Here is a 26,684-nt window from a genome sequence, read left to right as displayed (position 1 = left end):
CTCACCACTCCGCCTCCCGGTAGTCCTTGAGGAACACGCCCGACAGCGGGTCGCCCGCCTCGCCGCGCACGATCGGGTCGTAGACGCGGGCCGCGCCGTCGATGATGTCGAGCGGGGTGCGGAACCCGGCGCCGGCCATCCGGCGCTTCTTGGGCGCGGGGTTCTCGTCGGTGATCCAGCCGGTGTCGACGGCGCACATGTGGACGCCCTGCTCGGCGAGTTCGGCGGCGCTGGTGCGGGTGAGCATGTTGAGGGCGGCCTTGGCCATGTTGGTGTGCGGATGCCCGGCCGTCTTGTTCCGCACCGCGAAACGGCCCTCGACGGCGGTCACGTTGACCACGTAGCGCCGGGGGCGCGGGGCGGCGAGCAGCAGCGGCAGCAGGCGGTCGCAGAGGAGAGCCGGGGCGAGGGAGTTGACCAGCTGGGTCTCCAGGACCTCCGCCGGGTCGAGTTCGCCGAGCCGCGCCGACCAGGAGTTCTCCGGGGAGGGGTCGGGCAGCAGCCCGGCCTCGTCGGCCTCGCGCAGCGCGACGGGCAGTGTGGCGGCCCCGGCGCCCAGCATCCGCATCGGTGTGAACCCCGGTGCCTGCCGCGCCCCTTCGGGCAGCGCGTCGTACTCTCCGGCGGCCAGCAGCGCGTACGACTCCGGCGGCCGCCGTATCGTCTGGGCCGCGTTGTTGACCAGGATGTCCAGCGGCTCGCCTTCCTGCCGCAACTGCTCGCACAGGCCCAGTACTTGGCGTGGGTCCCGCAGGTCGACGGCGACGACGGTCAGCCGGTCGAGCCACTTCGCGCTGCCCGGCTCGGCGCGGAAGCGGCGCACGGTGTCGTGCGGGAAGCGGCTGGTGACAAGCAGTTCGGCGCCGTCGCGCAGCATCATCAGCGCCAGCTGGAAACCGATCTTCACCCGGCCGCCGGTGAGCAGCACGCGGCGCCCGCTCAGATCGGTGCCGAGGGCGCGGCGTGCGGTGTTGTCGGCGGCGCAGTCCGGGCACAGCCGGTGGTAGAACGCGTCGACCTGTCGATAGAGCGACTTGCAGACGTAGCAGTGACGGGATTTCAGGAGGCGTCCCCCGCCGCCCGCCGCCCGCTCCGACAGCGGGGCGTCCTCGCGCCGGTCCAGGGCTCCGGTGGCCGTCGCGGCCAACACGGCGGCGTCCGCGGCGGACTTCCGGGCGCTGTGCGCCTTGCGGCGCCGCTTCCAGCCGTCGCGCGCGAAGGACGCGGCGACCCGCTCGGTCCGTAGCCGCACGGGGTCGTCCACGGGCAGCGCCCGCAGTCTGCCGACCGTACGGTGGAAGGCCGCCAGCTCCTCCTCGGTGATCCCAGCGCTCTCGCCCATGCCTGCCCCCCGCTCGATCCGTCGAGCACGGTTCGGACGACCGGGTGGGTACCAGCATGTGCGGCCTGGCCGAGGCGGTGCGCCTGCCTCCGCGTCGCCTCCGAACCGCGCCCCCGGATCCTATGCGACCGCTCTGGGCGGGGCCCATCGAATATCAAGAGGGGTCAGCCGTTGTCGGTGCGCCGCAGGCGCAGTCTCTCCTTCTCGGAGAGTCCGCCCCAGACGCCGAACCGTTCGTCGTTGGACAGCGCGTACTCGAGACAGGCGGTGCGCATCTCGCACATACCGCAGATGCGCTTCGCCTCACGCACCGAGCTGCCGGGCTCGGGAAAGAAGAAGTCGGCCCCCGTCTGCGCACACAGCGCCCGCTCCTGCCAGGCACGGTCGATCGGGGTGATCGTTTCGTTGAGCATGCACAGCATCGTGCCGGGCGCCGAAAAACGTTCGATCAACGCGCCATCAACACAACGCCTCGTGTGGCCCTACCGGGGAGCGGAGCCGATCGGTGATCCGCGCCCGATGGGGCACTAGTACGTCGGCTTCGTGGAGGAGGTCGGCTCCGATGTCACCGCAGCCAGCGCCCAGGCCGGCGGCGGCCTTTCGGGGAACCACGGCGAACCGTTCGCGGCGCGTCCGTCCGTTGCGTGGGCGATCGCGCGTGCGCGGTGCCAGACTCGGCGGTACGGACGACGGGCCATCTCGGACCTCCTCAGAGGAGCACAGCCATGCTCACCACCCGCTATGTCACCGGCTCCCCGAACTGGATCGACCTCGGCACTCCCGACATCGAGGGAGCCGCCTCCTTCTACCACCATCTCTTCGGCTGGCAGTTCGAGTCGGCCGGCCCCGAGATGGGCGGCTACGGCTTCTTCCGGCTCGACGGCCGTACCGCCGCGGCCGGTATGCAGAACCCCCCGGAGCAGGGCCCGCCGTCCTGGAACATCTACTTCCGGACGCCGGACGCCGACGCCACGGCGAAGGCGGTCGAGCAGGCCCACGGCACCGTGCTGATGCGGCCGATGGACGTGGCGGACGAGGGTCGGATGGCGATCCTCGCCGACCGGGCGGGGGTGCCCTTCGGCGTGTGGCAGCCCGCCCGCGTCACCGGGCTCGACGTCGTCATGGCCCCGGGCTCGCTGTGCTGGCTGGAGCTCTACACGCCGGATCTGCCCGCCGCGGCCGGGTTCTTCAACTCCGTGTTCGGCTGGGAGACTTCCGCGATCGACATCGCGGGCTCCACCTACACCTGTGTGAACCCGGCGGGCACCGAACCTCGGTCGATGTTCGCCGGCATCGTGCCCCTCGACGAAGACCCCGGCGAGGCGGACTCGGGGCCGTACTGGCTGCCGTACTTCGAGGTCCCGGACACGGACGCCGCGGTCAGCAGGGCGCTGGAGCGCGGCGGCGTCCTCCGGTCGCCAGCCACCGACCTCCCGGGGGCGGGCCGTTTCGCCAAGCTCACCGACCCGTACGGCGCCCGGTTCGCGGTGATCAGGAGCGAGCAGCCGCAGGGTTAGGGCATCTCCGCTCCCCGGCGGCATGTCGGGCGAGGTTCCATGGGGGTACAAGCGCGACCCCTCATGCGCAAGCGCGCCCCCAGCGGCGGAGCGCGCCCGCGATGTGGAAGGCCGTCGGCGGTTCCGCCGACTTCCAATCACCTCCTGAACCCATCCCAGTTCTTGAGAGCGCTCTCAGTCATAAGTCTTGACGGCTCAACTTCCCCTGGCAACAGTGGGGGAACCACAGCAGGGGCCCCGTCCGCTGTGCCTCCACTCCCCCACGTCCAGGAGGCCATCGTGATCTCCCGCCGTACGTTCCTGTCCACGGCCGCCGCCGCGGTCGGCGCCACCGCCGTCGGGGGTGCCCTCGGCGCGCCCGCCCAGGCCGCGCCCGCGACCTGCCAACTCGCCCTTCGGAACGCCTCGTTGCCGGGCACGGTCCGGGCGTACGTCACCGGGCACGAGCAGTCGACGGGTGCCTGGGTGCTGCTGCGGGCCGACGGGAGCGTGTACCGGCCGACCTCGCCCTCGGCGCCCCAGACGCCCCTGCCGGTCGACTGTGCGATCCCGCTCGGCGCGGCGGGCTCGGCGCCCAAGGTACTGACGCTGCCTCAGATGTTCGGCGCCCGTGTCTACTTCGTGCGCGACACCACTCTGGAGTTCTTCCTCAACCCGGGCCCCGCCCTGGTCGAGCCCGCGTTCGCGACACCCGCCGACGCCAACTACGGCAAGACGTGGTCGTTCTGCGAGTTCACGTTCAATCCGACGCAGCTGTTCGCCAACATCAGCTATGTCGACCTGGTGACGGCCCTGCCGATCGGGCTGACGCTGGAGGGTGACAGCACCCACACGGTCGCCCCGCTGCCGAACGGGGCGGTGGACCGGATCGCCGCGGACCTGGTGGCGCAGTCGGCGCGGGACGGCCAGCCCTGGGACCGGCTCGTCATCCGGGGCGGCGACGGCCGGGTGCTGCGGGTCATCTCACCGCAGAACCTGATGGCCCCGTACTTCGACCGGCCGGACCAGATGCCGTTCCGCGCCTACTGGAACTCCTACGTCGACCAGGTGTGGGAGAGGTACCGGTCGACGGACCTGAGGATCGACCTCCAGGGCGGCCGGGGCGTCCTCGCCGGGCGGGTGTCCGGGGACACCCTCACCTTCGCCGGCGGCCACTCCTTCGCCAAGCCGGCCTCGAAGGACATCTTCACCTGCAACCACGGCCCGTTCGCCAACAACCCGGGCGACCCCGACGACAAGAAGGCCCTCCTCGCCCGGCTCGCGGCGGGCTTCAACCGCTCGATCATGCTCACCCACCCCACACAGCCGAACGGCGCGACGGCGGCCGACTACTACCGGGGGACGGTGACGAACCACTGGTCACGCGTGGTGCACGCCAACTCGCCCATCGGATACGCCTTCCCGTACGACGACGTACGGCCCGACGGGCAGCCCGACGTGTCGGGCGCGGCCCACGACGGCAATCCGCGCCGGTTCACGGTGACGGTGGGCGCCTGAGCGCTCAGCCGGTGACGCCGCCCCTCACGGGGCACGGCCGCGGCTCCTACGCGGAGGCGCGCCGTACCAGGGTGGTCGGCAGGACCACACTGGACGGCGTGCCGACCAGACTCTGGCCGCCCCGGCCGTCCGGCTCGCCCGGCTCGCCGGGGGTCCGCCGTTCGAGGCCCCGGAGCAGGAGCCTGGCCATCAACCGGCCCATCTCCTCTATGTCCTGACGGACCGTCGTCAACGGCGGATCGGACTGCTCGGCCACCGGCAGCATGTCGTCGAAGCCCACCACGGCGACGTCCTCGGGAACCCGTCGCCCGAACTCCCGCAGCACGCGCAGCGCGCCGGACGCGGACACGTCGTTGGCGGCGAACACCGCGTCCACCTCGGGGCAGCGGCCGAGCAGTTCCCGCATCGCCCGCTCCCCACCGGCGGGGGTGAAGTCGCCCTCCACGATCAGCCGGGGGTCGGCGTCCACCATGACGTCCCGGAACCCGTCGAGCCGGTCCACGGCGGAGGTCTGGTCGAGGGGCCCGGTGATGTGGGCGATCCGGGTGCGGCCGAGACCGACGAGATGGCGTACGGCGTCCCGCGCGCCGCCCCGGTTGTCGCTGTCGACGTACACGGTGGCCGTGTCGCCGCGCGCGCCGTCGGCCCAGCCGGGACGGCCGCCGAACACGGTGGGGACGCCCGCGCCCCGGATCAGCGCGGGCAGTTGGTCGTCGAGGTGCAGCGAGAACACGAGCGCCCCGTCGACGTGTCCGCCCGCGAGATACCGTCCCACCCGGGCGTAGTCCTCGGGTCCTTCGGTGAGCAGCAGCACGAGCTGCGAGTCGTGCGTGGTCAACTCCTTGCTGATGCCCCGGAGTTGCAGGGCGAAGAAGGGATCGGCGAAGACCCTGGTCTCCGGCTCGGCGATCACCACGGCCACGGCGTCGTGCCGTCGGGTGACGAGGCTGCGGGCCGCCTGGTTGGGCACGTACCCGAGCTCCTCGACCGCCTTCCGCACCCGCTCGACCAGGGGCTCCCGCACGCCCTCGCCGCCGTTGACGACCCGCGACACCGTCGCCCTGGACACCCCGGCCCGCGCGGCCACGGCCTCCAACGTGGGACGCGACGCTGTCTCGGTCACTACGAAACACTCCTCCGGGCCGGCTCCGCCCAGGATAGCCCTGGGAAAGAGCCCGCTGAGAGCGCTCCCGACCCTCGGCCACCGGTCGTCGCCCACTACGCGGCGGATCTCCACACCGGCCGAGCGGGTGCGGCCCGGTCAGCCTTCCCCTCGGTGAGTCTCAGTGGGCGTGGGACGCCTCGGACCCCCCGGACGCCTCCGACGCCCCCGACGCCTCCGAGTCGCGGCGCTCGTGCGGCTCGTGCGGCTCGTACCCCGGGATCGTCCCGTCCGTCCTGCGCACCAGGAAGAGGCCCACCATGCCCATGTCGGAGTGGCTCTGGACGTGGCAGTGGTACATCCAGGCGCCCGCGCCCACCCCTTCGCCCGCGACGACCTGGAAGCCGAAGGAGTCGGCGGGGCCGACGATCTTGTTGTCGACGACCTGGCTGGGGTCGTCGGGGCCGGTGAGCATGCCGGTGCGGTTGTCGGCCCAGCGGTGACCGTGCAGGTGGAAGGTGTGGTAGTACTCCCCGTGCGTGAGGACGACCCACTCGACGCGATCGCCCACCGTGGCGTCGAAGTTGGGGCCGGAGTGCGCGGGTTTGTTGTTGATGAGCAGGTCGTTGAAGACGACGGTGACGGTCTTGTCGGGCAGGACGTCACCCTTGCGGCGGACGATGACGGGGCCGTAGAGGCCCTTGCGGACGCCGACCGTGCCGTGTTCGGTGCCGACGACATGGTCGTGGTAGTGCCAGTAACCGGCGCTGCCCGCACGCCAGGTGCCGTCCTTGCGGACGCCGGGGGCGTGGGTGCGCCAGGTGTAGGTGCGGGTGCCGCCGGGTTCGACGTGGCTCTTGTTCTGTCGGGTGCCGTCGCTGGAGATCTCGTAGTCCAGGCCGTGGACGTGCAGGCTCGCCGCCACGTCCATCGTGTTCTCGAACTCGATGTGCAGGGTGTCGCCCTCGTTGAGTTCGATCAGGGGGCCCGGTATCGAGGCCTTGCCCTTCTCGAAGCCGTAGCCCATCTGCCCGTCGGGCAGCTTCTCGGCGTACATCTTGAGGTGTCGGACCACACCGCCCGCCGGGGCCGTCCTCACCTGCGTGGCGGCGCTCGCGGACCCGGAGGTGCCGACGGTCTCGATGGCCACGGACAACGATGTCGCGGCGGCCGCGCCACCCAGCAGCATCCGCCGGTTGAACCCTCGTCTGTCCATCCCGTCCATGCGGAACTCCCCACGCCGATACGGATCTTGCGGAGACGCAGCTGTGATCAACCTGTGAGACGGTAGCGGCCGCGCGACTGTTTATCCACACCCAGGACAAAGTTCAGACCATTCCGGTCATAGCTATTGGCGAGTCGCGTCAAAGCGGGCTAGCTTCCTTGGCGCTGTTGCTGTGACCGAGGAGGTGCCCATGTACTTACGAGGGTTGAGCGACGCGAAGAGACGGGCCTGGGCGGCCACCCTGACCGCCTCGGTCGTCACCGCCGGACTCCTGTCGGGCCCCGCGGCCCAGGCGCGACCGGCGCCGGAACCACCGCTGACAACGATGTCGATCACGTCACCCCCGGGCGGCTCGGGCCCTCGGGTGCTGATCTTCCACGGCTCCGCCGCGGCCGGGGACGAGTCCCCCGTCGTGAACGCCGGGATCGAGGCGATCGAACGGATCGGCCTGTCGGGGCCGGCCGCCGAGCGGTTCGGGGTCGTGGCCACCGACGACGCGTCCGTCTTCACCGACGAGGCCCGGCTGAGCGGGTTCAACGCCGTCGTCTTCCTGACCGGCGGCGGTGACGTCCTGGATCCGGAGCAGGAGGCGGGCCTGGAGAGCTATATGGAGGCGGGCGGCGGTTTCGTCGGCGTCCACGACGCGGCCCGCGCCGAGCCGTACTCGGACTGGTTCACCGGACTGATCGGCGCCCGGCCGGCCCCGTCGAGCCCGACCACCGTGCAGCGGGCGACCGTCGAGGTCGGTGACCGGCGACACCCGGCCACCAAGGACCTGCCGACGCAGTGGAAGCGGCCCGACAAGTGGCTCAACTGGACGAAGAACCCGTCGGGCTCCGTGCACACCGTGGCCCGGGTGCGGGAGTCGACGTACCAGCCGGGCACCGGCGCCAACGGCTGGGACCACCCGGTGAGTTGGTGCCGGGACTACGACGGCGGACGCTCCTTCTACACGGGCATGGGCGGGACGGTCTCCGCGTACGACGAGACCGACTTCCGTACGCATCTGCGCGGCGCCCTGCTCTGGACCTCCCGCCTCGCGCAGGCCGACTGCAAGGCGACCATCACCGCCAACTACAAGGCCGAGCGGCTGACCCAGCCCAACCAGCCCGGGCAGAACGACCAGATCGGTGAACCGCACGGCCTGGTCACCGCACCCGACGGGCGAGTCCTCTACATCGGCCGGGGCGGCGCCGACTCCTCCCAGCCCGTGGTCACCGACTGGAACAACCCCGACATCGGCAAGGGCAAGGGCGAGATCCACGTCTACGACCCGAGGACGAAGAAGGTCACCCTCGCGGGCGCCCTCACCGTCTTCGGCAACAAGGGCGGCGGCGACGAGCTGATCAAGGTCGAAGAGGGCCTGCTGGGCATCGAGTTGGACCCCGCCTTCCAGCAGAACGGCTGGGTGTACCTGCACTACACGCCGCACTCGCGGATCGACCGTGACACCCGGATGGCCGAGCGCCGCGTCTCCCGCTTCACCCTCGACCTCGCGAGCAACAAGCTGAACCTGAGCAGCGAGAAGGTCCTGCTCAAGTGGCCCGTGCAGATCCACAGTTGCTGCCACTCCGGCGGCGGGATGAGCTGGGACTCGAAGGGCAACCTGTACATCGCGACCGGCGACAACAACTCCAGCGGCTTCAGCGCCGGTTACTCGGGCAACAACCCCGAGCCGAACTACAAGGGCGTCTCCTTCGCCGACGCGCGCCGCACCGCCGGGAACACCAACAACCTCAACGGCAAGATCCTCCGCATCCACCCGGAGCCCGACGGCACCTACACCCTGCCCGCGGGGAACCTCTTCACCGGCAAGGAGACCGCCGAGGGCGGGGGCAAGACACGCGGTGAGATCTATGTGATGGGGGTCAGGAACCCCGCCCGCATCTTCGTCGACCGGCAGACCGACGTCCTCTACGCCGGCTGGGTCGGCCCCGACGCGAGCGCGCCGTCGACGACCTGGGGGCCCGCCAAGTACGACACCTTCGCCGCCATCACCGAGGCGGGCAACCGGGGTTGGCCGTACTGCATGGGCAACAAGCAGCCCTACCGGGACCGCAACCTGCCGGACCCGTCGAAACCGCTCGGCTGGTACGACTGCGACCGCCCGAAGAACGAGTCCCCGAACAACGACGGGCTCGTCAACCTGCCCCCGGTGACCGGCAACAACATCTGGTACGCGCCGCAAGGCGGCGCCCCCGACTTCCCCCGGGACGCGAGCGGCATCCCCTCGTACAAGAACGAGGAGGCCACGTACCTGCTGCCGTGGCTCAAGGGCGGCGGCCAGGCGACGATGAACGGGCCGGTCTACCGGCACACCGAGTCCGTCGACAACTCCGTCCGGTGGCCCGCCTACTGGGACGGCAAGTGGTTCGTCGGCGACTTCTACGACGCCGACCAGCCGCGCCACGCGGTGGTCATGGACCCGAAGAACCAGGGCAGCGGCGGACTCCCGGTCCACGCGGAGTCCCTGAAGAAGATCGTGCCGGTCGGGGCGGACGGCATCAGGAACCTCATGGACTGGAAGTTCGGTCCGGACGGCGCGCTGTACGTCCTGGACTACGGACGCGGCTTCTTCACCTCGGACGCCAAGTCGGCGTTGTGGCGCGTGACCTACACGGGCGGCGGCCCGACACCGGCGGCCGGCGAGCTGGCGAGGAAGGCGGAGTGATGCGGGAAAGACGTCTGTGGGCGGCCCTGGTGGCGGCCCTGCTGATGGTCCTCGGGCTCACGTCGACGCCCGCCTCCGGCCGCACGGACGCGGCGCCGGAGAAGGCCGCCGCCCAGGTGCTCACCTGGACCGCCGGTGACGACATCACCAAGTACCTGACCGCGCCGCAGACCGCGGTGGCGGGCCCGACCACGCTCGTGTTCGAGAACAGCAAGGCCACGGGCAACACCATGGGCATGCCGCACACGTTGACGTTCGACGTCTCCGACCCGGAGTACAACAACGACGTGCCGCTCAACATCCTCGCCAACCCCGGCGACGACCAGGGCGGCCGCCACACCGCCGAGGTCACGCTCACCCCCGGCCGCTACCGCTACTACTGCACGATCCCCGGGCACGGCCAGATGCAGGGCATCCTCGTGGTGACCGAGGGCACCGGCGAGGACACCACCGCGCCCGAGACCTCGGCCCAGGTCGCCGGGACGCAGAACTCGGAGGGCGCGTACGTCGGTTCGGCCTCCGTGGCGGTGAGCGCGAGCGACCCGGGCGGCTCGGGTGTCGAGCGGATCGAGTACGCCGTCGGTGACACCGGAGCCTGGCTGCCGTACACCACGCCGGTGGTCGTCGACCAGGTCGGCACGCACAAGATCCGCTACCGCGCGGTCGACAAGGCGGGCAACACGGCGGCCGAGAAGAGCGTCGGCTTCACCGTCGTGGCACCGCCGACCGACGACGCGACCGCGCCGGAGACCTCGGCGACCGTGGCCGGCGAGAAGAACCCGCAGGGCGACTACGTGTCCATGGCGACGGTCACCGTCTCCGCGTCGGACACCGGGTCGGGGGTCAACACCATCGAGTACGCCCTCGGCGACTCGGGGGCCTGGCAGCCGTACACCGCGCCCGTGATGGTGCACGAGGTCGGCACGCACAAGGTGCGGTACCGGGCCACGGACAAGGCGGGCAACGTCGCCGCCGCGAAGAGCGTCGGCTTCACCGTCGTCGCCCCGCCCGCCACCGACACCACACCCCCGGTGACGGGCGTGACCGTCGAGGGCGACCGGAACTCCGCCGGGGCGTACCTGAAGAGCGCGAAGGTCACCGTGAGCGCGACCGACCACGGTGGCTCGGGCGTGGCCGCCGTCGAGTACTCGCTGGACGGCGGCCCCTATCTCGCCTACACCGCCCCCGTGGTGGTCGACCGGGCGGGCACCCACACGGTCGCGTACCGGGCGAGCGACAAGGCGGGCAACACGGCCGCCGCGCGCTCGGTCAGCTTCACCGTCGTCGCCGGCGGCGGGGTCCCCGCGCCCAACTGCGCCGAGTACGACGAGCGGTTGACGGTCTTCGTCGGCACGGTCGACTCGGGCGTGCCGAACCGGGTCACCAACAACCGTTGCCGCATCAACGAGTTGATCGAGGACGAGAAGGAGTGGACGTCCCACGCGCTGTTCCTGAAGCACGTGGACACCGTTCTCGACAAGCTGTTCCGGGAGGGGGTCGTCGACCTGCGCGAGTACACCGCCGTGAAGGAGGCGGCGGAGGAGTCCGGCATCGGCAGGCCCGGCCAGACGGAGGGCTACCGCACGATCCTGGACGGCACGGCCGAGTCGTTCGCCAAGTGGCAGCAGGTGGGCGGCGGTTCGTTCGGGCTGAACACCGACGGCTCGATCACCTCCGGCACGACGAAGGCCGGGCTCGGCATGCTGTGGTTCCCCGAACGGAAGTACGGCGACTTCTCCCTGCGCCTGCAGTGGCGGGACGACGCGCCCGGCACCGGCAACGCCAACTCCGGTGTGTTCGTGCGCTTCCCGGGCGTCCACGACCACCCGGAGGAGTCACGGCCGGAGTGGGTGGCCATCAAGTACGGCCATGAGGTGCAGGTCCTCGACCGGCCCGACGGCGACATGTACAAGACGGGGTCGGTCTACGGCTTCGACCGGGTGGGGCTCGCCGGGGCGGGCGTCACCCAGAAGGGCACCTGGAACGACTACGAGATCAGGGTGGTCGACCAGCGCTACTCGGTCTACCGCAACGGCGTCCTGATCAACGAGTTCGACAACACCGGCGGCCAGGACTTCACCCCGCCCCGCTCGGACGACCCGGGCACGGACGGGCGACGGTTCGCCTCCGGCTACATCGGACTCCAGGTCCACGGCACGACGGACGTCGTCTCCTACCGCGACATCCGGATCAAGGAACTGTAGGGAACCGAAGGTGGCCCGTGTCCCGCGAGGGGCACGGGCCGCCGTCATGTCTTCTTGGCCCTGCTCGGCTGCACCCGCTTCGGCTCCCCCGGCATCTTCGGGTACTCCGGCGGATACGGCAGGTCCCCGAGCCCGTGGTCGTGTTCGTCCCGTGCCGCCAGCTCCAGCAGCGCTTCCAACGAGAACGCGTGCTCGTCCATGTCGGCGTGGACGTCACCGACCTCGGCGAAACGCCCCGGCATCGTCCCCAGGTCGAAGTCACGCGGCACGGCGACCCCCACCTCGTCCCAGGTGAGGGGCGCCGAGACGGGGGCGTACGGGCGGGGGCGTACGGAGTAGGCGGAGGCGATGGTGCGGTCGCGGGCGGTCTGGTTGTAGTCGACGAAGATCTTCGCGCCGCGTTCCTCCTTCCACCAGGCCGTGGTCACCTGGTCCGGCATCCGGCGCTCCAGTTCCCGGGCGACGGCGATGGCCGAACGGCGTACCTGGGTGAAGGTCCAGTCGGGCCGGATCGGCACGAAGACGTGCAGACCGCGGCCGCCGGAGGTCTTGGGCCAGCCGCGCAGTCCGCCGTACTCGTGGAGGACCTCCCGCAGTTCGTGCGCGGCGCGCACCGCGTCGGCGTAGTCGGTGCCGGGCTGCGGGTCGAGGTCGATGCGGAGTTCGTCGGGCCGGTCGACGTCGTCGCGGCGGACGGGCCACGGGTGGAAGGTGAGCGTGCCGAACTGGGCGGCCCAGACGACGGCGGCGACCTCGGTCGGGCACATCTCGTCGGCGCTGCGGCCGCTGGGGAAGGTGATGTGCGCGGTGGGGATCCAGTCGGGCATGTTCTTGGGGGCGCGCTTCTGGAAGAAGTTCTCGCCCGTCACGCCCTCCGGGTAGCGCTCCAGGGTGGTGGGCCGGTTCCGCAGGGCGCGCAGGATGCCGGGGCCGACGGCGATGTAGTACTGGGCGAGGTCCAGCTTGGTGAAGCCGCGCTCCGGGAAGAAGATCCTGCCGGGGCTGGACAGCCGTACCGTCCGTCCCGCCGCCTCCAGTTCCACCGCTTCGCCCATGCGAGCCACGGTAGGCGGAACGGTCGGATGCCGCATACCGGACGAGGTTCGCCGAGCGGCGGCTCCCGCGCGGTCGCAGAATCGGAGGCATGGATCTTCCGGTGATGCCGCCCGTGAAACCGATGCTCGCCAAGTCCGTGGCGAAGATCCCGCCGGACATGCACTACGAGGCGAAGTGGGACGGGTTCCGGGCGATCGTGTTCCGCGACGGGGACGAGGTGGAACTCGGCAGCCGTACCGGGAAGACGCTGACCAGGTACTTCCCCGAGCTGGTGGCGGCCCTGCGGGAGCGGCTGCCGGCGCGTTGCGTGCTGGACGGCGAGATCGTGATCGTCCGGGACGGGCGGCGGCTGGACTTCGACGCCCTCACCGAGCGTATCCACCCCGCGGACTCCCGCGTCCGGATGCTGGGTGCGACGACCCCGGCCTCCTTCGTCGCCTTCGACATCCTCGCGCTGAACGACGAGGCGCTGCTCCACGTCCCGCTCACCGACCGGCGTGCCCTTCTGGAGCAGACCCTGTCCGGGGTGACGGCCCCGGTGCATCTCGCGCCGGCGACCACGGACCGTGAGCTGGCCGAGCAGTGGTTCGAGCAGTACGAGGGGGCGGGGCTGGACGGGGTGATCGCCAAGCCGCTCACCCTGCTCTACCGGCAGGACGAACGGGCCATGTTCAAGATCAAGCACGAGCGGACGGCGGACGTGGTGGTCGCCGGGTACCGCTTCCACAAGAGCGGACCCGTGGTCGGCTCCCTGCTGCTGGGTCTCTACGACGACGGGGGCACGCTCCAGCACATCGGCGTGTGCGCGGCCTTTCCCATGAAGCGGCGCGCGGAGCTGGTGGAGGAGCTGGAGCCGCTGCGGCTGGAGGACATCCGCGAGCACCCCTGGGCCGCCTGGTCCGAGGAGGCCGCGCACGAGACGGCACGGCTGCCGGGCGCGCCGAGCCGGTGGTCGGCGAAGAAGGACCTCTCCTGGGTGCCGCTGCGCCCCGACCATGTGGCCGAGGTGGCGTACGACCACATGGAGAACGGCGTCCGCTTCCGCCACACGGCCCGTTTCCGGCGCTGGCGCCCGGACCGCACGGCGGAGAGCTGCACCTACGCGCAGCTGGAGGAGCCGGTGACCTACGACCTGGCGGAGATCCTGGGCACCTGAACCCGGTCGCCGGGCTCAGGGCTCAGATCTGAGGCGCTCAGGGCTCCATGATCACCTTCACGGCCCCGTCCTCCTTGCGCTGGAACATCTCGTAGGCGTGCGCGGCGTCGGTGAGCGGCACCCGGTGGGTGGCGAAGTCGTCGACGCCTAGGGGGTCGTCGTCCGTGAGCAGGGGCAGGATGTCGTCGCTCCAGGTGCGGACGTTGGCCTGGCCCATGCGCAGCCGGATCTGCTTGTCGAACAGGGTGAGCAGGGGCAGCGGGTCGACCTTGCCGCCGTAGACGCCGGAGAGGGAGATCGTGCCGCCGCGTCGTACGAGGTCGATGGCGGTGTAGAGGGCGGCGAGCCGATCCACGCCGAGGCGTTCCGTGAGGCGTGAGCCGATGGCCCGGGGCAGCATCCCGGTGGCGTTCTGGGCGAGCCGGGCGGCCGCGCTGCCGTGGGCCTCGGTGCCGACGGCGTCGATCACGGAGTCGGGGCCGCGTCCGGCGGTCCGGTCCTGGATCGCGCCGACCAGCTCCTTCTCGCTGTCGAAGTCCCTGAGGTCGAAGGTCTGCACGCCCCGCTCGCGCGCCCTGCGCAGCCGCTCGGGCACCAGGTCGACCCCGAACACGTGCTCGGCACCCCGCTGCAGGGCCACCCGGCAGGCCATGTCGCCGATGGGGCCGAGGCCGAGCACGGCGACGCTGCCGCCGGGCGGGACGTGCGCGTACTCGACCGCCTGCCAGGCGGTGGGGAGCACGTCGGACAGGTAGAGGAACCGGTCGTCGGGCGGCCCCTCCGGCACCTTGATCGGCCCGAACTGGGCCTGCGGGACGCGCAGATACTCGGCCTGGGCCCCGGGGACCGCGCCGTACAGCCGGGTGTAGCCGAAGAGGGCCGCGCCCATGCCCTCGCCGGTGCACTGGGTGGTCTCGCACTGGGTGGGGAGCCCGGTGAGACACATCCAGCAGCTGCCGCAGGCGATCTGGAACGGCACGACGACCCGGTCGCCCGCCGCGAGGTCGGGCACCCCGGCGCCGACCTCCTCGACGATGCCCATGGGCTCGTGGCCCAGGATGTCGCCCGGTGTCATGAACGGGGTGAGCACCTCGTAGAGGTGCAGGTCGGAGCCGCAGAGCCCGGTGGAGGTGATTCGGATGATCGCGTCGGTCGGCTCCTTCAGCACCGGATCGGGCACGGTCTCCACGCGTACGTCCCGCTTGCCCTGCCACGTCACTGCCTTCATCGTGCCCACACTCCGTTCCCTCGCCTGATTCAGCAGGTGGCGGCCGAGTACCCGGCGCCTCACTCCCGAACCAGTCAGAAACAATCCACTATGGCCATCCATGAACGGATAAGTGCACAATCGGATGCATCATGAGCGACTTGAGTACGGTGCGCGACAGATCGCGGACGCGAGGGGCCCGGCGCGGCGCGACGACAGGGGCACTGCTCGCCGCCGCGATCGCGGCCACCCTGCTGGCGGGATGCACCTCGACCGGCACGGACAGCGACGACGGGAAAGGACAGGGCGACAGCCGCAGGGACGACCCGATCAGCGCCCCACCGGTCGGCTCCGTACTCGCGGTGAAGATCGACAACGTCTCCCCCGCCCGCCCTCAGACCGGCCTCGACGCCGCGGACATCGTCTACGCCGAGCAGGTCGAGGGCGGCCTCAGCCGACTGATGGCCGTGTACGCGACCCGGTTCCCGGAGGCGGTCGGACCGGTGCGCAGTGCCCGCGAGTCCGATCTGGAGCTGCTGCGCCAGTTCGACGAGCCGACCCTGGCGTTCTCGGGCGCGCAGGGCAAGCTCCTTCCGCTGATCGACAAGGCGCCCCTGCACGCGAAGACCCCCGAGGACGCCGACGACGCCTACTTCCGGGGCGACGAGAAGCCCGCACCGCACAACCTGTATCTGCGGCCCGCTGAACTGATGGGCTCCGCGCCCGGCGCCGACGCCCTCACCACGGGCTTCCGCCACGGCCCGGCCCCCTCCGGCGGCACCCCCGAGGACTCCCGCACCGTCCGCTACCCGGCGGCGCGCTTCACGTTCACGTGGTCCGACGACAGCCGCCGCTGGCAGGTCTCGATGGACGGGCGCCCTACGGTCACCACCGACGACGTCCGCGTCGCCCCGGCCACGGTGGTCGTCCAGTACGTGAAGATCCGCGAGTCCCGGTTCCACGACTTCCTCGGCAACAACACCCCGTACACGGAGACGGTCGGCTCGGGCCGCGCGGAGGTCCTGCGGGACGGCAGGGTCTTCGAGGCCGGCTGGGAGCGGAAGACCGCGACCGACGGCACGGACTTCACGACGACCGGCGGCGAACCGATGAACTTCGCCGAGGGCCAGGTGTGGGTGGTGTACGCCGCCGACCGCTCGTAGCGGGGTGCCCGGGCCGTGTCCGCGACGCCCGGCACCCGGCCCCGCGATGCCCGGCACCCGGCACCCGGCACCCGGCACCGCGACGCCCGGCACCCGCTAGCGGAGCGCCTCCACCGGGCTGCGCAGTTCCTCCGCCGCGTCGGCCACCCGTCGGATCAGGTCGAAGAACACGTCCTGTTCCTCCGCCGAGAGCGGGCCCAGGAACACCTGGTTCATCCGCGCCGTCCGCACCGTGAGCCTGCGGTGCGTGCGCACCCCGTCGTCCGTGAGCCGCAGCAGGAACCGTCGCCCGTCCTGCGGATCGCGCACCTTGTCGAGGAGCCCCCGGCGCCCGAGCCGGCTGATGACCTCGGACATCGTGGACCGGTCGAGCCCCACCCGCTCCCCCACCGTGCGCTGGTCGAGCCCCGGTTCGGCGACGAGGGTGTTGAGGACCGCGAACTGCGGCGAGGTGATCTCCTCGGAGACCATCACGTTCCACAGCAGGTAGTGGGCCTGCTGCAGCCGTCGGGCCAGGTGCCCGGGGTGGGTGGAGAGGTCCACCGCGGCCATGTTCGCTCCTCGGCTCGGCAATTCGTCCGTGCACTGAACGATACCCGCCGACCCTCGGGGTGTGTCCATAACGCGCACCCCGCCTTCCCACCCTTTTCGCAGCTCTTGACGACGGAGCCGACGAGTGGCAGCGTGAAAGAAACTTCACCCAAATGCTCAGTGCCCTGATTAATGGTCACCGGATGCGCGGACGAGATGGGGCCTCACGGATGGACAAGGTGGTCGCCACAGCCCTGGAGGCAGTGGCCGATGTGCCGGACGGCGCGACCCTCGCCGTCGGCGGATTCGGGCTGAGCGGTGTGCCGAACGCACTGATCCAGGCGCTCCACGAGCGCGGGGTGTCGGGCCTCGGGGTCGTCTCGAACAACTGCGGAGCCATGGAGTCCGGCCTCGCGGTCCTGCTCGCGGCCGGCCGGATCGCACGGGTGACCGGTTCGTACATCGGGGCGAACAAGGAATTCGCGCGGCAGTACCTGGCCGGTGAGCTGGAGGTCGAGATGATCCCGCAGGGCACGCTCGCCGAGCGGCTGCGCGCGGGCGGCGCGGGCATCCCGGCGTTCTACACCCCCGCCGGCGTCGGCACCCAGGTCGCCGAGGGCGGCCTCCCCTGGCGCTACGACGGCAGCGGCGGCGTCTCGCTGGCCTCGCCGCCCAAGGAGGTCCGCGAGTTCGACGGCGTCGAGTACGTGCTCGAACGCGGCATCCGCACCGACTACGCGCTCGTCCGCGCCGCCCGGGGCGACCGCCACGGCAACCTGGTCTTCAACAAGTCCGCCCGCAACTTCAACCCTCTCGCGGCGATGGCGGGCAAGGTGACGATCGCCGAGGTCGAGGAGCTGGTCGAGCCCGGCGGGATCGACCCGGACGCCGTGCATGTGCCCGGCGTCTTCGTGCAGCGCGTCATCGCCCTCACCCCCGAGCAGGCGGCCGACAAGAAGATCGAGAAGCGGACGGTCTCCGTCGCGGCACAGGGCACGGTGAGCGAGTGATGGCCTGGACCCGTGAACAGATGGCCGCCCGCGCCGCCCGCGAACTGCGCGACGGCCAGTACGTCAATCTCGGCATCGGACTGCCGACACTGATCCCGAACCACCTCCCGAACGACGTCGAGGTGATCCTGGAGTCGGAGAACGGCATCCTGGGCACCGGCCCGTACCCGACCGAGGACCAGGTCGACCCCGATCTGATCAACGCGGGCAAGGAGACCGTCACCGTCCTGCCGGGGGCCTCCTTCTTCGACTCGGCGCTGTCCTTCTCGATGATCCGCGGCGGCCACATCGACGTCGCCGTCCTCGGCGCGATGCAGGTCTCAGCCCGGGGCGACCTCGCCAACTGGGCCGTCCCGGGCAAGATGATCACTGGGATCGGCGGTGCCATGGACCTGGTCCACGGCGCGCGTACGGTCATCGTGGTCATGACCCACACCGCCAAGGACGGCTCGGCGAAGATCCTGGAGGAGTGCGCGCTGCCGCTGACCGGCAAGCGTTGCGTGAACCGGATCATCACCGACCTGGGCGTGCTCGACGTGACCGACGAGGGCCTGGTGCTCTTGGAGACCGCGCCCGGAGTCACCGTCGAGGAGATCGTCGCCCAGACCGCCGCGAAGGTGCGCGTCCCCGAGGAGGGCCAGTGATGAGCAACGGCACGAAGGACGTCTACATCGTCGACGCGGTCCGCACCCCGATCGGCCGCTACAACGGCGGCCTCGCGGCTGTGCGCCCTGACGACCTCGCCGCGCACGCCGTCCGTGAACTGCTCGCCCGTACGCCGGACCTGGACCCGGCACGGATCGAGGACGTGTACTTCGGCAACGCCAACGGCGCGGGCGAGGAGAACCGCAACGTCGGCCGCATGGCCGCCCTGCTGGCCGGGCTGCCCACCTCCGTGCCGGGCGTCACCGTCAACCGGCTGTGCGCCTCGGGTCTGGAAGCCGTGATCCAGGCGGCGCGCGCCATCGCGCTGGGTGACGCGTCGATTGCCGTCGCCGGCGGTGTCGAGTCCATGACCCGCGCCCCGTACGTCCTGCAGAAGAACGACCGGCCCTTCCCCGCCGGGCACACCGAGCTGTACTCGACCACGCTGGGCTGGCGCATGGTCAACCCGCGGATGGACCCGCAGTGGACGATCCCGCTGGGCGAGTCGGCCGAACTCATCGCCGACAAGCACAAGATCAGCCGGGAGCAGCAGGACGAGTTCGCCCTCTCCTCCCACCGCAAGGCGGCCGCGGCGCGGGCGGCCGGGGCCTTCGACGACGAGATCGCGCCCGTCGCCCTCCCCCAGCGCAAGGGCGACCCGGTCGTCTTCGGCGCCGACGAGTGCGTACGGGCCGACGCGTCCCTGGCCGCCATGGCCAGGCTCAAGCCGTCCTTCCGTCCGGACGGGGGCACGGTCACGGCCGGCAACGCCTCGCCGCTCAACGACGGGGCCGCCGCGCTGCTGCTGGTGGACGAGGAGGGGCTCGCGGCCACCGGGCGTGAGCCGCTCGCGCGCGTCTCGGCGACCGGGGTGAACGCCGTCGACCCCGACTACTTCGGGCTCGCTCCCGTCGAAGCGGTCACGCGTGCGCTGGCCAAGGCGGGGAAATCGTTCGACGACCTGGACGTCCTGGAGCTGAACGAGGCGTTCGCCGCGCAGGTGCTCGGCTGTGTCGCCGAGTGGCCCGAGTTCGACCCGGCGATCCTCAATCCGCAGGGCGGGGCGATCGCCCTCGGCCATCCGCTGGGCGCGTCCGGCGCGCGACTCGCCGGGACGGTCGCGCACCAGCTGGCGCGCAGGGGCTCGGGCGTCGGCGTGGCCACGCTGTGCATCGGGGTCGGGCAAGGACTCGCCCTCGTCCTGGAGCGTTGACGCTCCGCTGTAAGCGCCGTTCGCCGACTGCGGGCCGTACGTGGCTGGCCGCGCAGTTCCCCGCGCCCCTGACGGGGCGCGATCCAGCCGCCGACTTCGACGAGACCGACAAGACCTCAGGAACCTCCATGACTCTCACCCAAGCCGACATCGATCGGGAGATCGCGGCCGAACACGCCGCCTACGAGAAGCGGCTCGCCGAGGGCGCGCCCGTCGAGCACCAGCCCCGCCGGGACTACGCGCCCTACCGGTCCTCGGTGCTGCGGCACCCCAAGCAGCCGCCGATCTCCATCGACGTCACCAAGGATCCCGAGCTGGTGGAGCTGTCCTCCCCCGCCTTCGGGGAGCGGGACATCACCGAGATCGACAACGACCTGACCCGGCAGCACGACGGCGAGCCCATCGGTGAGCGGATCACCGTCTCCGGGCGGCTCCTCGACCGCGACGGACGCCCGCTGCGCGGCCAGCTGGTCGAGATCTGGCAGTCCAACTCGGCCGGCCGCTACGCCCACCAGCGCGAACAGCACGACGCGCCCCTGGACCCGAACTTCACGGGCGTCGGCCGCACGCTCACCGACGACGACGGCCACTACCACTTCACGACGATCCAGCCGGGCCCGTACCCGTGGCGCCAGCACGTCAACGCCTGGCGGCCGGCCCACATCCACTTCTCGCTCTTTGGCTCGGCGTTCACCCAGCGGCTCGTGACGCAGATGTACTTCCCGAACGACCCGCTCTTCCCGTACGACCCGATCATCCAGTCGGTGACGGACGACGCGGCCCGGCAGCGGCTGGTCGCGACGTACGACCACAGCCTGTCCGTGCCGGAGTTCTCGATGGGCTACGTCTGGGACATCGTGCTCGACGGCCCGAAGGCCACCTGGATCGAAGAAGGACGCTGACCTGCCATGACGAAGATCGACACCAGCCGCCCGGAGACGGTGCTGCCGACCCCGTCGCACACGGTCGGCCCCTTCTACGGCCACGCCCTGCCCTTCCCCGGCGGCGGCGACATCGCTCCCCTCGGCCACCCCGACACCATCTCCCTCCAGGGCCACATCCTCGACGGCGAGGGCAACCCGCTGCCGGACGCCTTCCTGGAGCTGTGGGGCCCGGACCCGGACGGCAACGTCTCCCGGGTCGACGGTTCCATGCGCCGCGACTCCGCGAGCGGCGGCTTCCTGGGCCGCAACGGGGTGGAGTTCACCGGCTGGGGCCGAGTCCAGACCGACGCCAGCGGGCACTGGACCGCGCGTACGCTGCGCCCCGGCGCACGCGGGCGGAACGCGCCGTACCTCAGCGTGTGCGTCTTCGCGCGGGGCCTGCTGGTCCACCTGTACACCCGGATCTACCTGCCGGGCGACGACGCCGCACTGGCCGCCGACCCGCTGCTCTCCCGGGTGGACGAGGCGCGCCGGGGCACGCTGATCGCCGAGGACCAGGGTCACGGCACCTACCGTTTCGACATCCGCCTTCAGGGCGAAGGCGAAACGGTCTTCCTGGAGTTCCAGTGACATCTGCCGACGCCGACACCGGTCTGCTCGCCCCCGGGTGGGCCGGTTCCCCGGCCGCGGCCGCGACGAGCGACACCGCCTATCTGCGGGCGCTGCTCGACGCGGAGGCCGCGCTGACCCGCGCCCAGGCCGCGCTGGGGCTGGTCCCCGCCGCGGCCGGCTCCGCGGTGACCTCGGCGGCGGACGCCGCCGTCCTGGACGTACGCTCCCTCGCGGAACGCGCGCGCGGCGGCGGCAACCCGGTGATCCCGCTGGTCGCGGACCTCACCGAGGCGGTCGGCACGGAGTACGGCCGGTACGTCCACCGGGGCGCGACCAGTCAGGACATCCTGGACACGGCGACGATGCTGGTCGCCGCGCGCACCCTCGATCTGGTCCTGGCCGACCTCGGCGGTACGGAGGCCGCGCTGGCGGCGCTCGCCGCCGCGCACCGGGACACCGCGATGCCCGGCCGCACCCTCACCCAGCACGCCGTGCCGACGACCTTCGGGCTGAAGGCCGCCGGCTGGCGCTCCCTGCTCCTGAACGCCCGGGACCGGCTGGCCGTCGTACGGGCGACGCTGCCGGCCCAACTCGGGGGCGCGGCAGGCACCTTGGCGGCGTTCACCGTCTTCGGGGCGACCGACACCGCCGCCCTGAGCACCGCCTACGCCCGTGAACTCGGCCTCCACGCACCCGAGTTGCCCTGGCACACCCTGCGTACCCCGATCGCGGACCTGGCCGGAGCGCTGGCGTTCACCGCCGGCGCCCTGGGGAAGATCGCGGTGGATGTGCTCACCCTGGCCCGTACCGAGATCGCGGAGGTCGCCGAGGGCAGCGGGGGCGGATCGTCGGCGATGCCGCACAAGGCGAACCCGGTACGGTCGACGCTGATCGCGGCGGCGGCCCGGCGCGCGCCCCACCTGGCGGCGACCCTGTACGGGTCGCTGGCGGCCGAGGACGAACGGCCGGCCGGGGCGTGGCACGCGGAGTGGGAGCCGCTGCGCGAGCTGCTCCGGCTGGTCGGGGGTGCCGCCCGGGACGCGGTCGAGCTCACGCGGGGGCTCCGCGTGGACACCGACGCGATGCGCCGGCACCTGGACCTCACCCACGGGCTGATCGTCTCGGAGCGGCTGGCCGCCGAGCTCGCGCCGGTGCTGGGCAGGGCCCGCGCCAAGGAGCTGCTGACCCGGACGGCCGAGCGCGTCTACGCCGAAGGCCGTCCGCTGGGCGAGCTGCTCGCCGAGGAACCGGAGTTGAAGGACCTCGACCTCGCGGACCTCACGGACCCCACCCGCTACACGGGCTCCGCCGGAGCCCTCACCGACCGCGCCCTGGAGCGACGTTGACCGACCAACTGCTCAACCACCGTGCGGAGGGCGCCCCTTCCGCTCCCCCCCTCCTGCTCGGCCCCTCCCTCGGTACCTCCACCCGGCTGTGGGACAAGGTGGCGCCCGAGTTGTCGATCACGCACCGGGTGATCCGCTGGGACCTGCCCGGGCACGGCGGCTCCTCCGCCGGGCTGATCGCGCCGGGGGCGACGGTCGGTGACCTGGCGGCCCTGGTGCTGCGCCTGGCGGACGCGCTGAGCGTCGAACGGTTCGCGTACGCCGGGGTGTCGCTGGGCGGCGCGGTCGGTCTGTGGCTGGCCGCGCACCACCCGGAGCGGGTCTCGTCCCTGGCGGTGCTCTGTTCCTCGGCCCACTTCAACGGCTCCAAGCCATGGGAGGAACGGGCGGAACGGGTGCGCCGGGAGGGACGGGAAGCGTTGGCCGGGCTCGCGGAGACGGCCGACGCGCGGTGGTTCACGCCCGGTTTCACCGTACCGGAGCTGGTGGAGGACCACCGCCGCGCCGACCCCGAGGCGTACGCCGCCTGCTGCGACGCGCTCGCCGCGTTCGACATCCGCGCGGAGCTGCCCGGGATCACCGTGCCCACGCTCCTCGTCGCCGGCCGCGAGGACCCGGCGACGCCGCCCGCGCATCTGCGGGAGATCGCGGACGCGGTGCCCGGGGCGACGCTCACCGAGATCCCGGGGGCGTCGCACCTCGCCCCCGCGGAGCGGCCGGAGGCCGTACTGGCGGCACTGCGCGGGCATGTCGACGGATACCCGAAGCGCGGGATGGAGGTACGGCGCCAGGTGCTCGGCGACGCGCACGTGGACCGCGCCCAGTCCCGGCAGACGCCCTTCACGGCCCGCTTCCAGGACTTCATCTCCCGCTACGCGTGGGGCGAGATCTGGACCGACCCGACGCTGTCCCGCCGTGAGCGCAGCATGATCACACTGACCGCGCTGATCGCCCACGGCCACTACGACGAACTGGCCATGCACATCCGCGCGGCCCGCCGCAACGGCCTCACCCCGGACGACATCGGCGCCGTCCTCCTCCAATCAGCGGTCTACTGCGGCGTACCGGCCGCGAACTCGGCGTTCGCCGCTGCGCAGAGGGTGTTGGCGGAGGAGGAGGGGCAGGCCTGAGCTACACCAACCGGTCCAGGGCCTCCCTCGCCCGCCTGACCAGCCCGTCCGCTCCACAGGACTCCGCCAGGGTCAGACCCCGGTTGAGTTCGGAGGCCGAACGGATCGCGATGCCGTAGTCGACACGCGCCGCCGCGTGTTCGTAGGCGGAGGGCGAGGCCGCCAGGTAGGTGACCGCCTTGGCGTACAGGGAGGAGGCCTGTTTGCCGGTGGCGAGGTAGGCCTCCAGCCGCAGGGCCTCACCGATGGCGGTGTCCGTGCCGAGGCGTTCGGCACGGCGACGGACGTTCAGGGCCAACTCGGCGGCACGGCGCGGGTCCTCGGTGGCGAGGGCCCGGGCGAGGTCCCCGCCCCAGGGGGCGATGACCGTGTTGTGATGCCCGCGGGAGGCGGCTGCCTTCTCCGCGGCCTCCAACTCGTTGATGCCGTCCTCGGTTCGGCCGACGGCGAGCAGCAACCGCCCGCGGACGGAACGGGGGTCGGGCAGCACCACGGTGGACGGGTACGGTGGCGCGAAGCCGTGTTCCTCGGCGACGTCCCACGCCTCCTGCACATGACCGCGGGCGAGCAGCGTGTCGACGAGGTTGCAGGTCGACGACCAGTGCAGCGGCAGCCCGCGGCCGACCCTCTCGGCGAAGGCCAGTGACTTGCGCAGCGACTCCTCCGCCTGCTTGAGGCGGCCCCGCATGCGATGCCCGTGTCCGACATAGGCATGGGCCAGAGCGAGATGACCACCGCTCCACCCGGCCGTCTCATAGGTGCGCAGAGCCTCTGTGTAGAGGCTCTCCGCCCGGTCGAGCCGGTCCGCGTAGGCGTACGCGATGGCCAGCATCAGCGGCAGTTCGATGTCCCATTCGCTGTCGGTCCAGCCGAGGCCGGGCGCCAGTCGGCCGTTGACGAGGGCGCGGTCGCAGAACTCGACGACCTCTTCGGCGTTCTCGCCCCGGACCACCGCCTCGAAGCCTCGCAGGATGAGCAGCGCGCGCTCGGAGTTGTCCTTCCCCGTGCAGGTCGCGGCGAGGGCCGAGAGCTCCTGGGAGTGGGTGGGCGAGAGCTCCACGTCGGCGTGGATGACCTCCCACATGTAGTGGGCGGCCTGGAGTCGCATCCGGGCCGGCCCCGGTTCCAGCCGGGCGGCCTCGGCGTCGACCGTGCGGACGGCCTCCTCCAACTGGTCGTTGTGGAGCAGCGCCTGGGACAGCCTGAAGACCGCGTCCACGCGTTCGTCGTCGTCGAGCCCCGGTTCGGCGAGCGCCGAGCGGAGGTACTCGACGGTGGTGGCGGGCGAGGTGAGCAGAGTGGCACAGCCCAGCTCGTACAGCACGCGGGCACGGACGTCCGGCTCCGGCGGCTCCTTCAGCGCCCGCTCCAGACAACGACGGGCGGCGTCCGGGGCGCCCACGGCGAGGTGCTCGCGCGCGGCGGCGCGCAGCTGCTCGACCAGTTCGGGGTCACCGTCGGCGTGCACTTCGACGAGGTGGCGCGATGCCGCCGCGGCTCCGCGACCGGACTCGCTGACGACGGTCGCGGCCACGCCGTGGAACGCGGTCCTGATGCCCGGCGGGATCGACTTGTAGACCGCTGTGGCGATCAGAGGATGCACGAACTCGAGATCGCCGTCCTCCGCCCGGCGGTTCACCGGACTCGGTTCCGTAAGAATGCGCGCGTCGGTCAGCAGGCGGGCGCACTCGGCCGCCGTCTCCCTGCTCAACGAGGCGAGCCGGGCGACGATGTCCACAGAGATACCGGTGTGCAGGATGGCCGCGGCCCAGGCGAAGCGAGTGGCGTCGACACCGAGCGTCTCCAGCCGGGCCACAAGGCCCCGGCCGCGTGCCGAGCGGTTCAGATCGCGCAGTTCGGCGGCGGATCCCTCGACCGGTTCGAGAGGGCTGTCCTGCACCTTGGCGAGCAGTTCGACGGTCTCGTACGGGTTGCCGCCGGTGACGGCCCAGACCTCGCGACAGAACGGATCGTCGGCGTGCTCACCGACCGTGGCACGGGTGAGTCCGGCGGTGGCGTCGGGGGTGAGCGAGCTGAGCGGGGCCAGCGGGCGGGCCTTCGAGGCGATCCGGGCGAGGTGGCGGGTGCCTTCACCGGTGGCCTCACCAGGGCGGCGGGCCACCACGACGAGGACACACATCTCCGTCAGACGGTCGACGACTGCGGACAGCCAGTGCAGCGTCTCCTGGTCGGCCCAGTGGGCGTCGTCGATGAGCAGCACGAGCGGCCAGGTACGTCGGGAGAGCCGGTTCACCGCGGCGACCAGCCCGTCGCACACGGCCTGCGGGTCGGCGGTGCCCGCGCCCGGCTCCGTGAGCCCCAGCGCCGGTCCGGCCATGTCGTACCAGTCGCCCAGGTACTCGCGGATCTCCTCTTCCAACAGCCCGATCAACGCGGGCTGCAGCAACTGCCGTACGACATTGAAGGGGACGGAGGCGACGGTCTCGCCGCCGCGTGCGTACCACACCGTGCAGCCCCGTGCCTCGGCGAGCCGGCGGGCCTCGGTCAGGAGGGCGGTCTTGCCGATGCCCGCCTCACCGCTGAACACCAGAACACTGCCCGGGGATGCCTTGTCGACCCGGAGTTCGTCGATCGCCTGTGCGACGGCGGCGATCTCCGTGTCGCGCTCCCACAGGGGAGCCGAGGCGGCCTCGTCGGGCCGTCCCTCCGTCATCCCGTTACCTCCCCAGCGTCGCCCGAACGACGTACAGGTCATTGAGCGTAGCCCTCCGACCGCCCAAGTGGAGGCTGGTCCGGGCACCTATTGCCGTGTCGGGTGACGACGGAAGGCTCCGGGACGACGCATCCCGGCGCCCACCTGGCGCGTTGGTCGTGACGGGTAGTCAACTTGCCGTGATCGAAAGATGATTTGCCGGACTTCCGGTGGTGGCGGGTCCCCACACTTCGCCACGATCATCGCCGCGCGCTTCGTCACCCCGGAGGGCGGCGGCGAGGCGGAGGCACTCGTGCGACGTACGCCTCGTTCGCGCTGGCGTCTTCTTCCGGCCGGTGGGCACCGCCCCGTCGAGCACGGGCGCCTGCCGTCCCAGCGTGCTGGGATCGGTGACGCCGGGGGCACCGGGGCCTCCTCCTCGTGAGTCACGGGGGCGGGCTGCGGTGGAAGCCGCCGGGTATCGGGGCGGCTCGGGGGCGAATCTCCGCCCCTCTCATCC

Annotated in this window: 21 protein-coding genes; 13 read left to right on the top strand and 8 right to left on the bottom strand. The window is 71.5% G+C overall.

The window, feature by feature from the left end; all coding sequences use genetic code 11:
• Position 1: 1 nt before the first annotated feature.
• A complete protein-coding gene (locus L3078_RS38790) occupies positions 2-1,342 on the bottom strand; it encodes an SDR family NAD(P)-dependent oxidoreductase (protein WP_239758851.1) in 1,341 nt (446 codons plus the stop codon).
• Between the two features lie 164 nt (positions 1,343-1,506).
• Positions 1,507-1,755, bottom strand: a complete 249-nt coding sequence (locus tag L3078_RS38785) for a WhiB family transcriptional regulator (protein WP_239758850.1) — start codon at positions 1,753-1,755, stop codon at positions 1,507-1,509.
• A 312-nt stretch (positions 1,756-2,067) separates the two neighbouring features.
• On the opposite strand from L3078_RS38785, the gene L3078_RS38780 reads away from it, so the two are divergent.
• Together L3078_RS38780 and L3078_RS38775 are read left to right on the top strand one after the other, a co-directional pair.
• On the top strand, positions 2,068-2,859 hold the full coding sequence (locus L3078_RS38780) for a VOC family protein (RefSeq protein WP_239758848.1): 792 nt from the start codon (positions 2,068-2,070) through the stop codon (positions 2,857-2,859).
• Positions 2,860-3,138: 279 nt separating this feature from the next.
• A complete protein-coding gene (locus tag L3078_RS38775; RefSeq protein ID WP_239760653.1) occupies positions 3,139-4,356 on the top strand; it encodes a glycoside hydrolase family 64 protein in 1,218 nt (405 codons plus the stop codon).
• Between the two features lie 46 nt (positions 4,357-4,402).
• On the opposite strand, the gene L3078_RS38770 is transcribed toward L3078_RS38775, so the two are convergent.
• Together L3078_RS38770 and L3078_RS38765 are read right to left on the bottom strand one after the other, a co-directional pair.
• On the bottom strand, positions 4,403-5,479 hold the full coding sequence (locus L3078_RS38770) for a LacI family DNA-binding transcriptional regulator (RefSeq protein WP_239758846.1): 1,077 nt from the start codon (positions 5,477-5,479) through the stop codon (positions 4,403-4,405).
• Between the two features lie 160 nt (positions 5,480-5,639).
• Positions 5,640-6,674: a multicopper oxidase domain-containing protein gene (locus L3078_RS38765; RefSeq protein ID WP_239760652.1), complete on the bottom strand. Its 1,035-nt coding sequence runs from the start codon at positions 6,672-6,674 to the stop codon at positions 5,640-5,642.
• A 199-nt stretch (positions 6,675-6,873) separates the two neighbouring features.
• On the opposite strand from L3078_RS38765, the gene L3078_RS38760 reads away from it, so the two are divergent.
• Both L3078_RS38760 and L3078_RS38755 read left to right on the top strand, forming a co-directional pair.
• The gene (locus L3078_RS38760; RefSeq protein WP_239758844.1) at positions 6,874-9,354 is read left to right on the top strand and encodes a ThuA domain-containing protein; all 2,481 of its coding nucleotides are present in this window, start codon (positions 6,874-6,876) and stop codon (positions 9,352-9,354) included.
• Complete coding sequence (locus tag L3078_RS38755) at positions 9,354-11,558, top strand: OmpL47-type beta-barrel domain-containing protein (protein WP_239758843.1); 2,205 nt, start codon at positions 9,354-9,356, stop codon at positions 11,556-11,558. The genes L3078_RS38760 and L3078_RS38755 overlap by 1 nt, the downstream gene beginning before the upstream one ends.
• A gap of 44 nt (positions 11,559-11,602) precedes the next feature.
• Here L3078_RS38755 and ligD read toward each other — a convergent pair whose 3' ends face one another.
• Complete coding sequence (gene ligD / locus L3078_RS38750) at positions 11,603-12,613, bottom strand: non-homologous end-joining DNA ligase (RefSeq protein ID WP_239758841.1); 1,011 nt, start codon at positions 12,611-12,613, stop codon at positions 11,603-11,605.
• An 89-nt stretch (positions 12,614-12,702) separates the two neighbouring features.
• On the opposite strand from ligD, the gene L3078_RS38745 reads away from it, so the two are divergent.
• Positions 12,703-13,770 carry an ATP-dependent DNA ligase gene (locus L3078_RS38745; RefSeq protein WP_239758839.1) on the top strand — a complete coding sequence of 356 codons (1,068 nt, stop codon included), beginning with the start codon at positions 12,703-12,705 and terminating at the stop codon, positions 13,768-13,770.
• A 37-nt stretch (positions 13,771-13,807) separates the two neighbouring features.
• Here L3078_RS38745 and L3078_RS38740 read toward each other — a convergent pair whose 3' ends face one another.
• Positions 13,808-14,998, bottom strand: a complete 1,191-nt coding sequence (locus L3078_RS38740) for a zinc-dependent alcohol dehydrogenase (RefSeq protein ID WP_239758837.1) — start codon at positions 14,996-14,998, stop codon at positions 13,808-13,810.
• A 131-nt stretch (positions 14,999-15,129) separates the two neighbouring features.
• Between L3078_RS38740 and L3078_RS38735 the strand changes: the two genes are divergently transcribed.
• Entirely contained in the window at positions 15,130-16,140 is a 1,011-nt protein-coding gene (locus L3078_RS38735) for a DUF3048 domain-containing protein (protein WP_239758836.1), read from the top strand.
• A gap of 96 nt (positions 16,141-16,236) precedes the next feature.
• Here L3078_RS38735 and L3078_RS38730 read toward each other — a convergent pair whose 3' ends face one another.
• A complete protein-coding gene (locus L3078_RS38730; protein ID WP_239758835.1) occupies positions 16,237-16,692 on the bottom strand; it encodes a MarR family winged helix-turn-helix transcriptional regulator in 456 nt (151 codons plus the stop codon).
• Between the two features lie 209 nt (positions 16,693-16,901).
• On the opposite strand from L3078_RS38730, the gene L3078_RS38725 reads away from it, so the two are divergent.
• The 7 genes from L3078_RS38725 to pcaDC all read left to right on the top strand — a co-directional run bounded on the left by L3078_RS38725 (position 16,902) and on the right by pcaDC (position 23,511).
• Positions 16,902-17,681, top strand: coding sequence for a CoA transferase subunit A (locus L3078_RS38725; RefSeq protein WP_239760651.1), 780 nt, complete (start codon positions 16,902-16,904; stop codon positions 17,679-17,681).
• Positions 17,681-18,325 carry a CoA transferase subunit B gene (locus L3078_RS38720; RefSeq protein WP_239758833.1) on the top strand — a complete coding sequence of 215 codons (645 nt, stop codon included), beginning with the start codon at positions 17,681-17,683 and terminating at the stop codon, positions 18,323-18,325. The genes L3078_RS38725 and L3078_RS38720 overlap by 1 nt, the downstream gene beginning before the upstream one ends.
• Positions 18,325-19,539, top strand: coding sequence for a thiolase family protein (locus L3078_RS38715; protein ID WP_239758832.1), 1,215 nt, complete (start codon positions 18,325-18,327; stop codon positions 19,537-19,539). The genes L3078_RS38720 and L3078_RS38715 overlap by 1 nt, the downstream gene beginning before the upstream one ends.
• Before the next feature lie 128 nt (positions 19,540-19,667).
• Complete coding sequence (pcaH, locus tag L3078_RS38710) at positions 19,668-20,441, top strand: protocatechuate 3,4-dioxygenase subunit beta (RefSeq protein ID WP_239758830.1); 774 nt, start codon at positions 19,668-19,670, stop codon at positions 20,439-20,441.
• A 6-nt stretch (positions 20,442-20,447) separates the two neighbouring features.
• Complete coding sequence (gene pcaG / locus L3078_RS38705) at positions 20,448-21,053, top strand: protocatechuate 3,4-dioxygenase subunit alpha (RefSeq protein WP_239758828.1); 606 nt, start codon at positions 20,448-20,450, stop codon at positions 21,051-21,053.
• Positions 21,050-22,381, top strand: coding sequence for a 3-carboxy-cis,cis-muconate cycloisomerase (gene pcaB / locus L3078_RS38700; protein ID WP_239758827.1), 1,332 nt, complete (start codon positions 21,050-21,052; stop codon positions 22,379-22,381). Before pcaG ends, pcaB begins: the two co-directional genes overlap by 4 nt.
• Positions 22,378-23,511, top strand: coding sequence for a bifunctional 3-oxoadipate enol-lactonase/4-carboxymuconolactone decarboxylase PcaDC (pcaDC, locus tag L3078_RS38695; RefSeq protein ID WP_239758825.1), 1,134 nt, complete (start codon positions 22,378-22,380; stop codon positions 23,509-23,511). The genes pcaB and pcaDC overlap by 4 nt, the downstream gene beginning before the upstream one ends.
• Before the next feature lies 1 nt (position 23,512).
• Here the strand turns inward: pcaDC and L3078_RS38690 are convergent, their stop codons facing one another.
• Positions 23,513-26,185 (bottom strand): ATP-binding protein, encoded by a 2,673-nt coding sequence (locus tag L3078_RS38690; RefSeq protein WP_239758823.1) that lies wholly within the window; start codon positions 26,183-26,185, stop codon positions 23,513-23,515.
• Positions 26,186-26,684 lie beyond the last annotated feature (499 nt).

The sequence above is a fragment of the Streptomyces deccanensis genome (assembly GCF_022385335.1).
Taxonomy (GTDB): domain Bacteria; phylum Actinomycetota; class Actinomycetes; order Streptomycetales; family Streptomycetaceae; genus Streptomyces; species Streptomyces deccanensis.
Note: the sequence above shows the minus strand (reverse complement) of the source record. Positions and strands in the feature narration are given on the sequence as shown.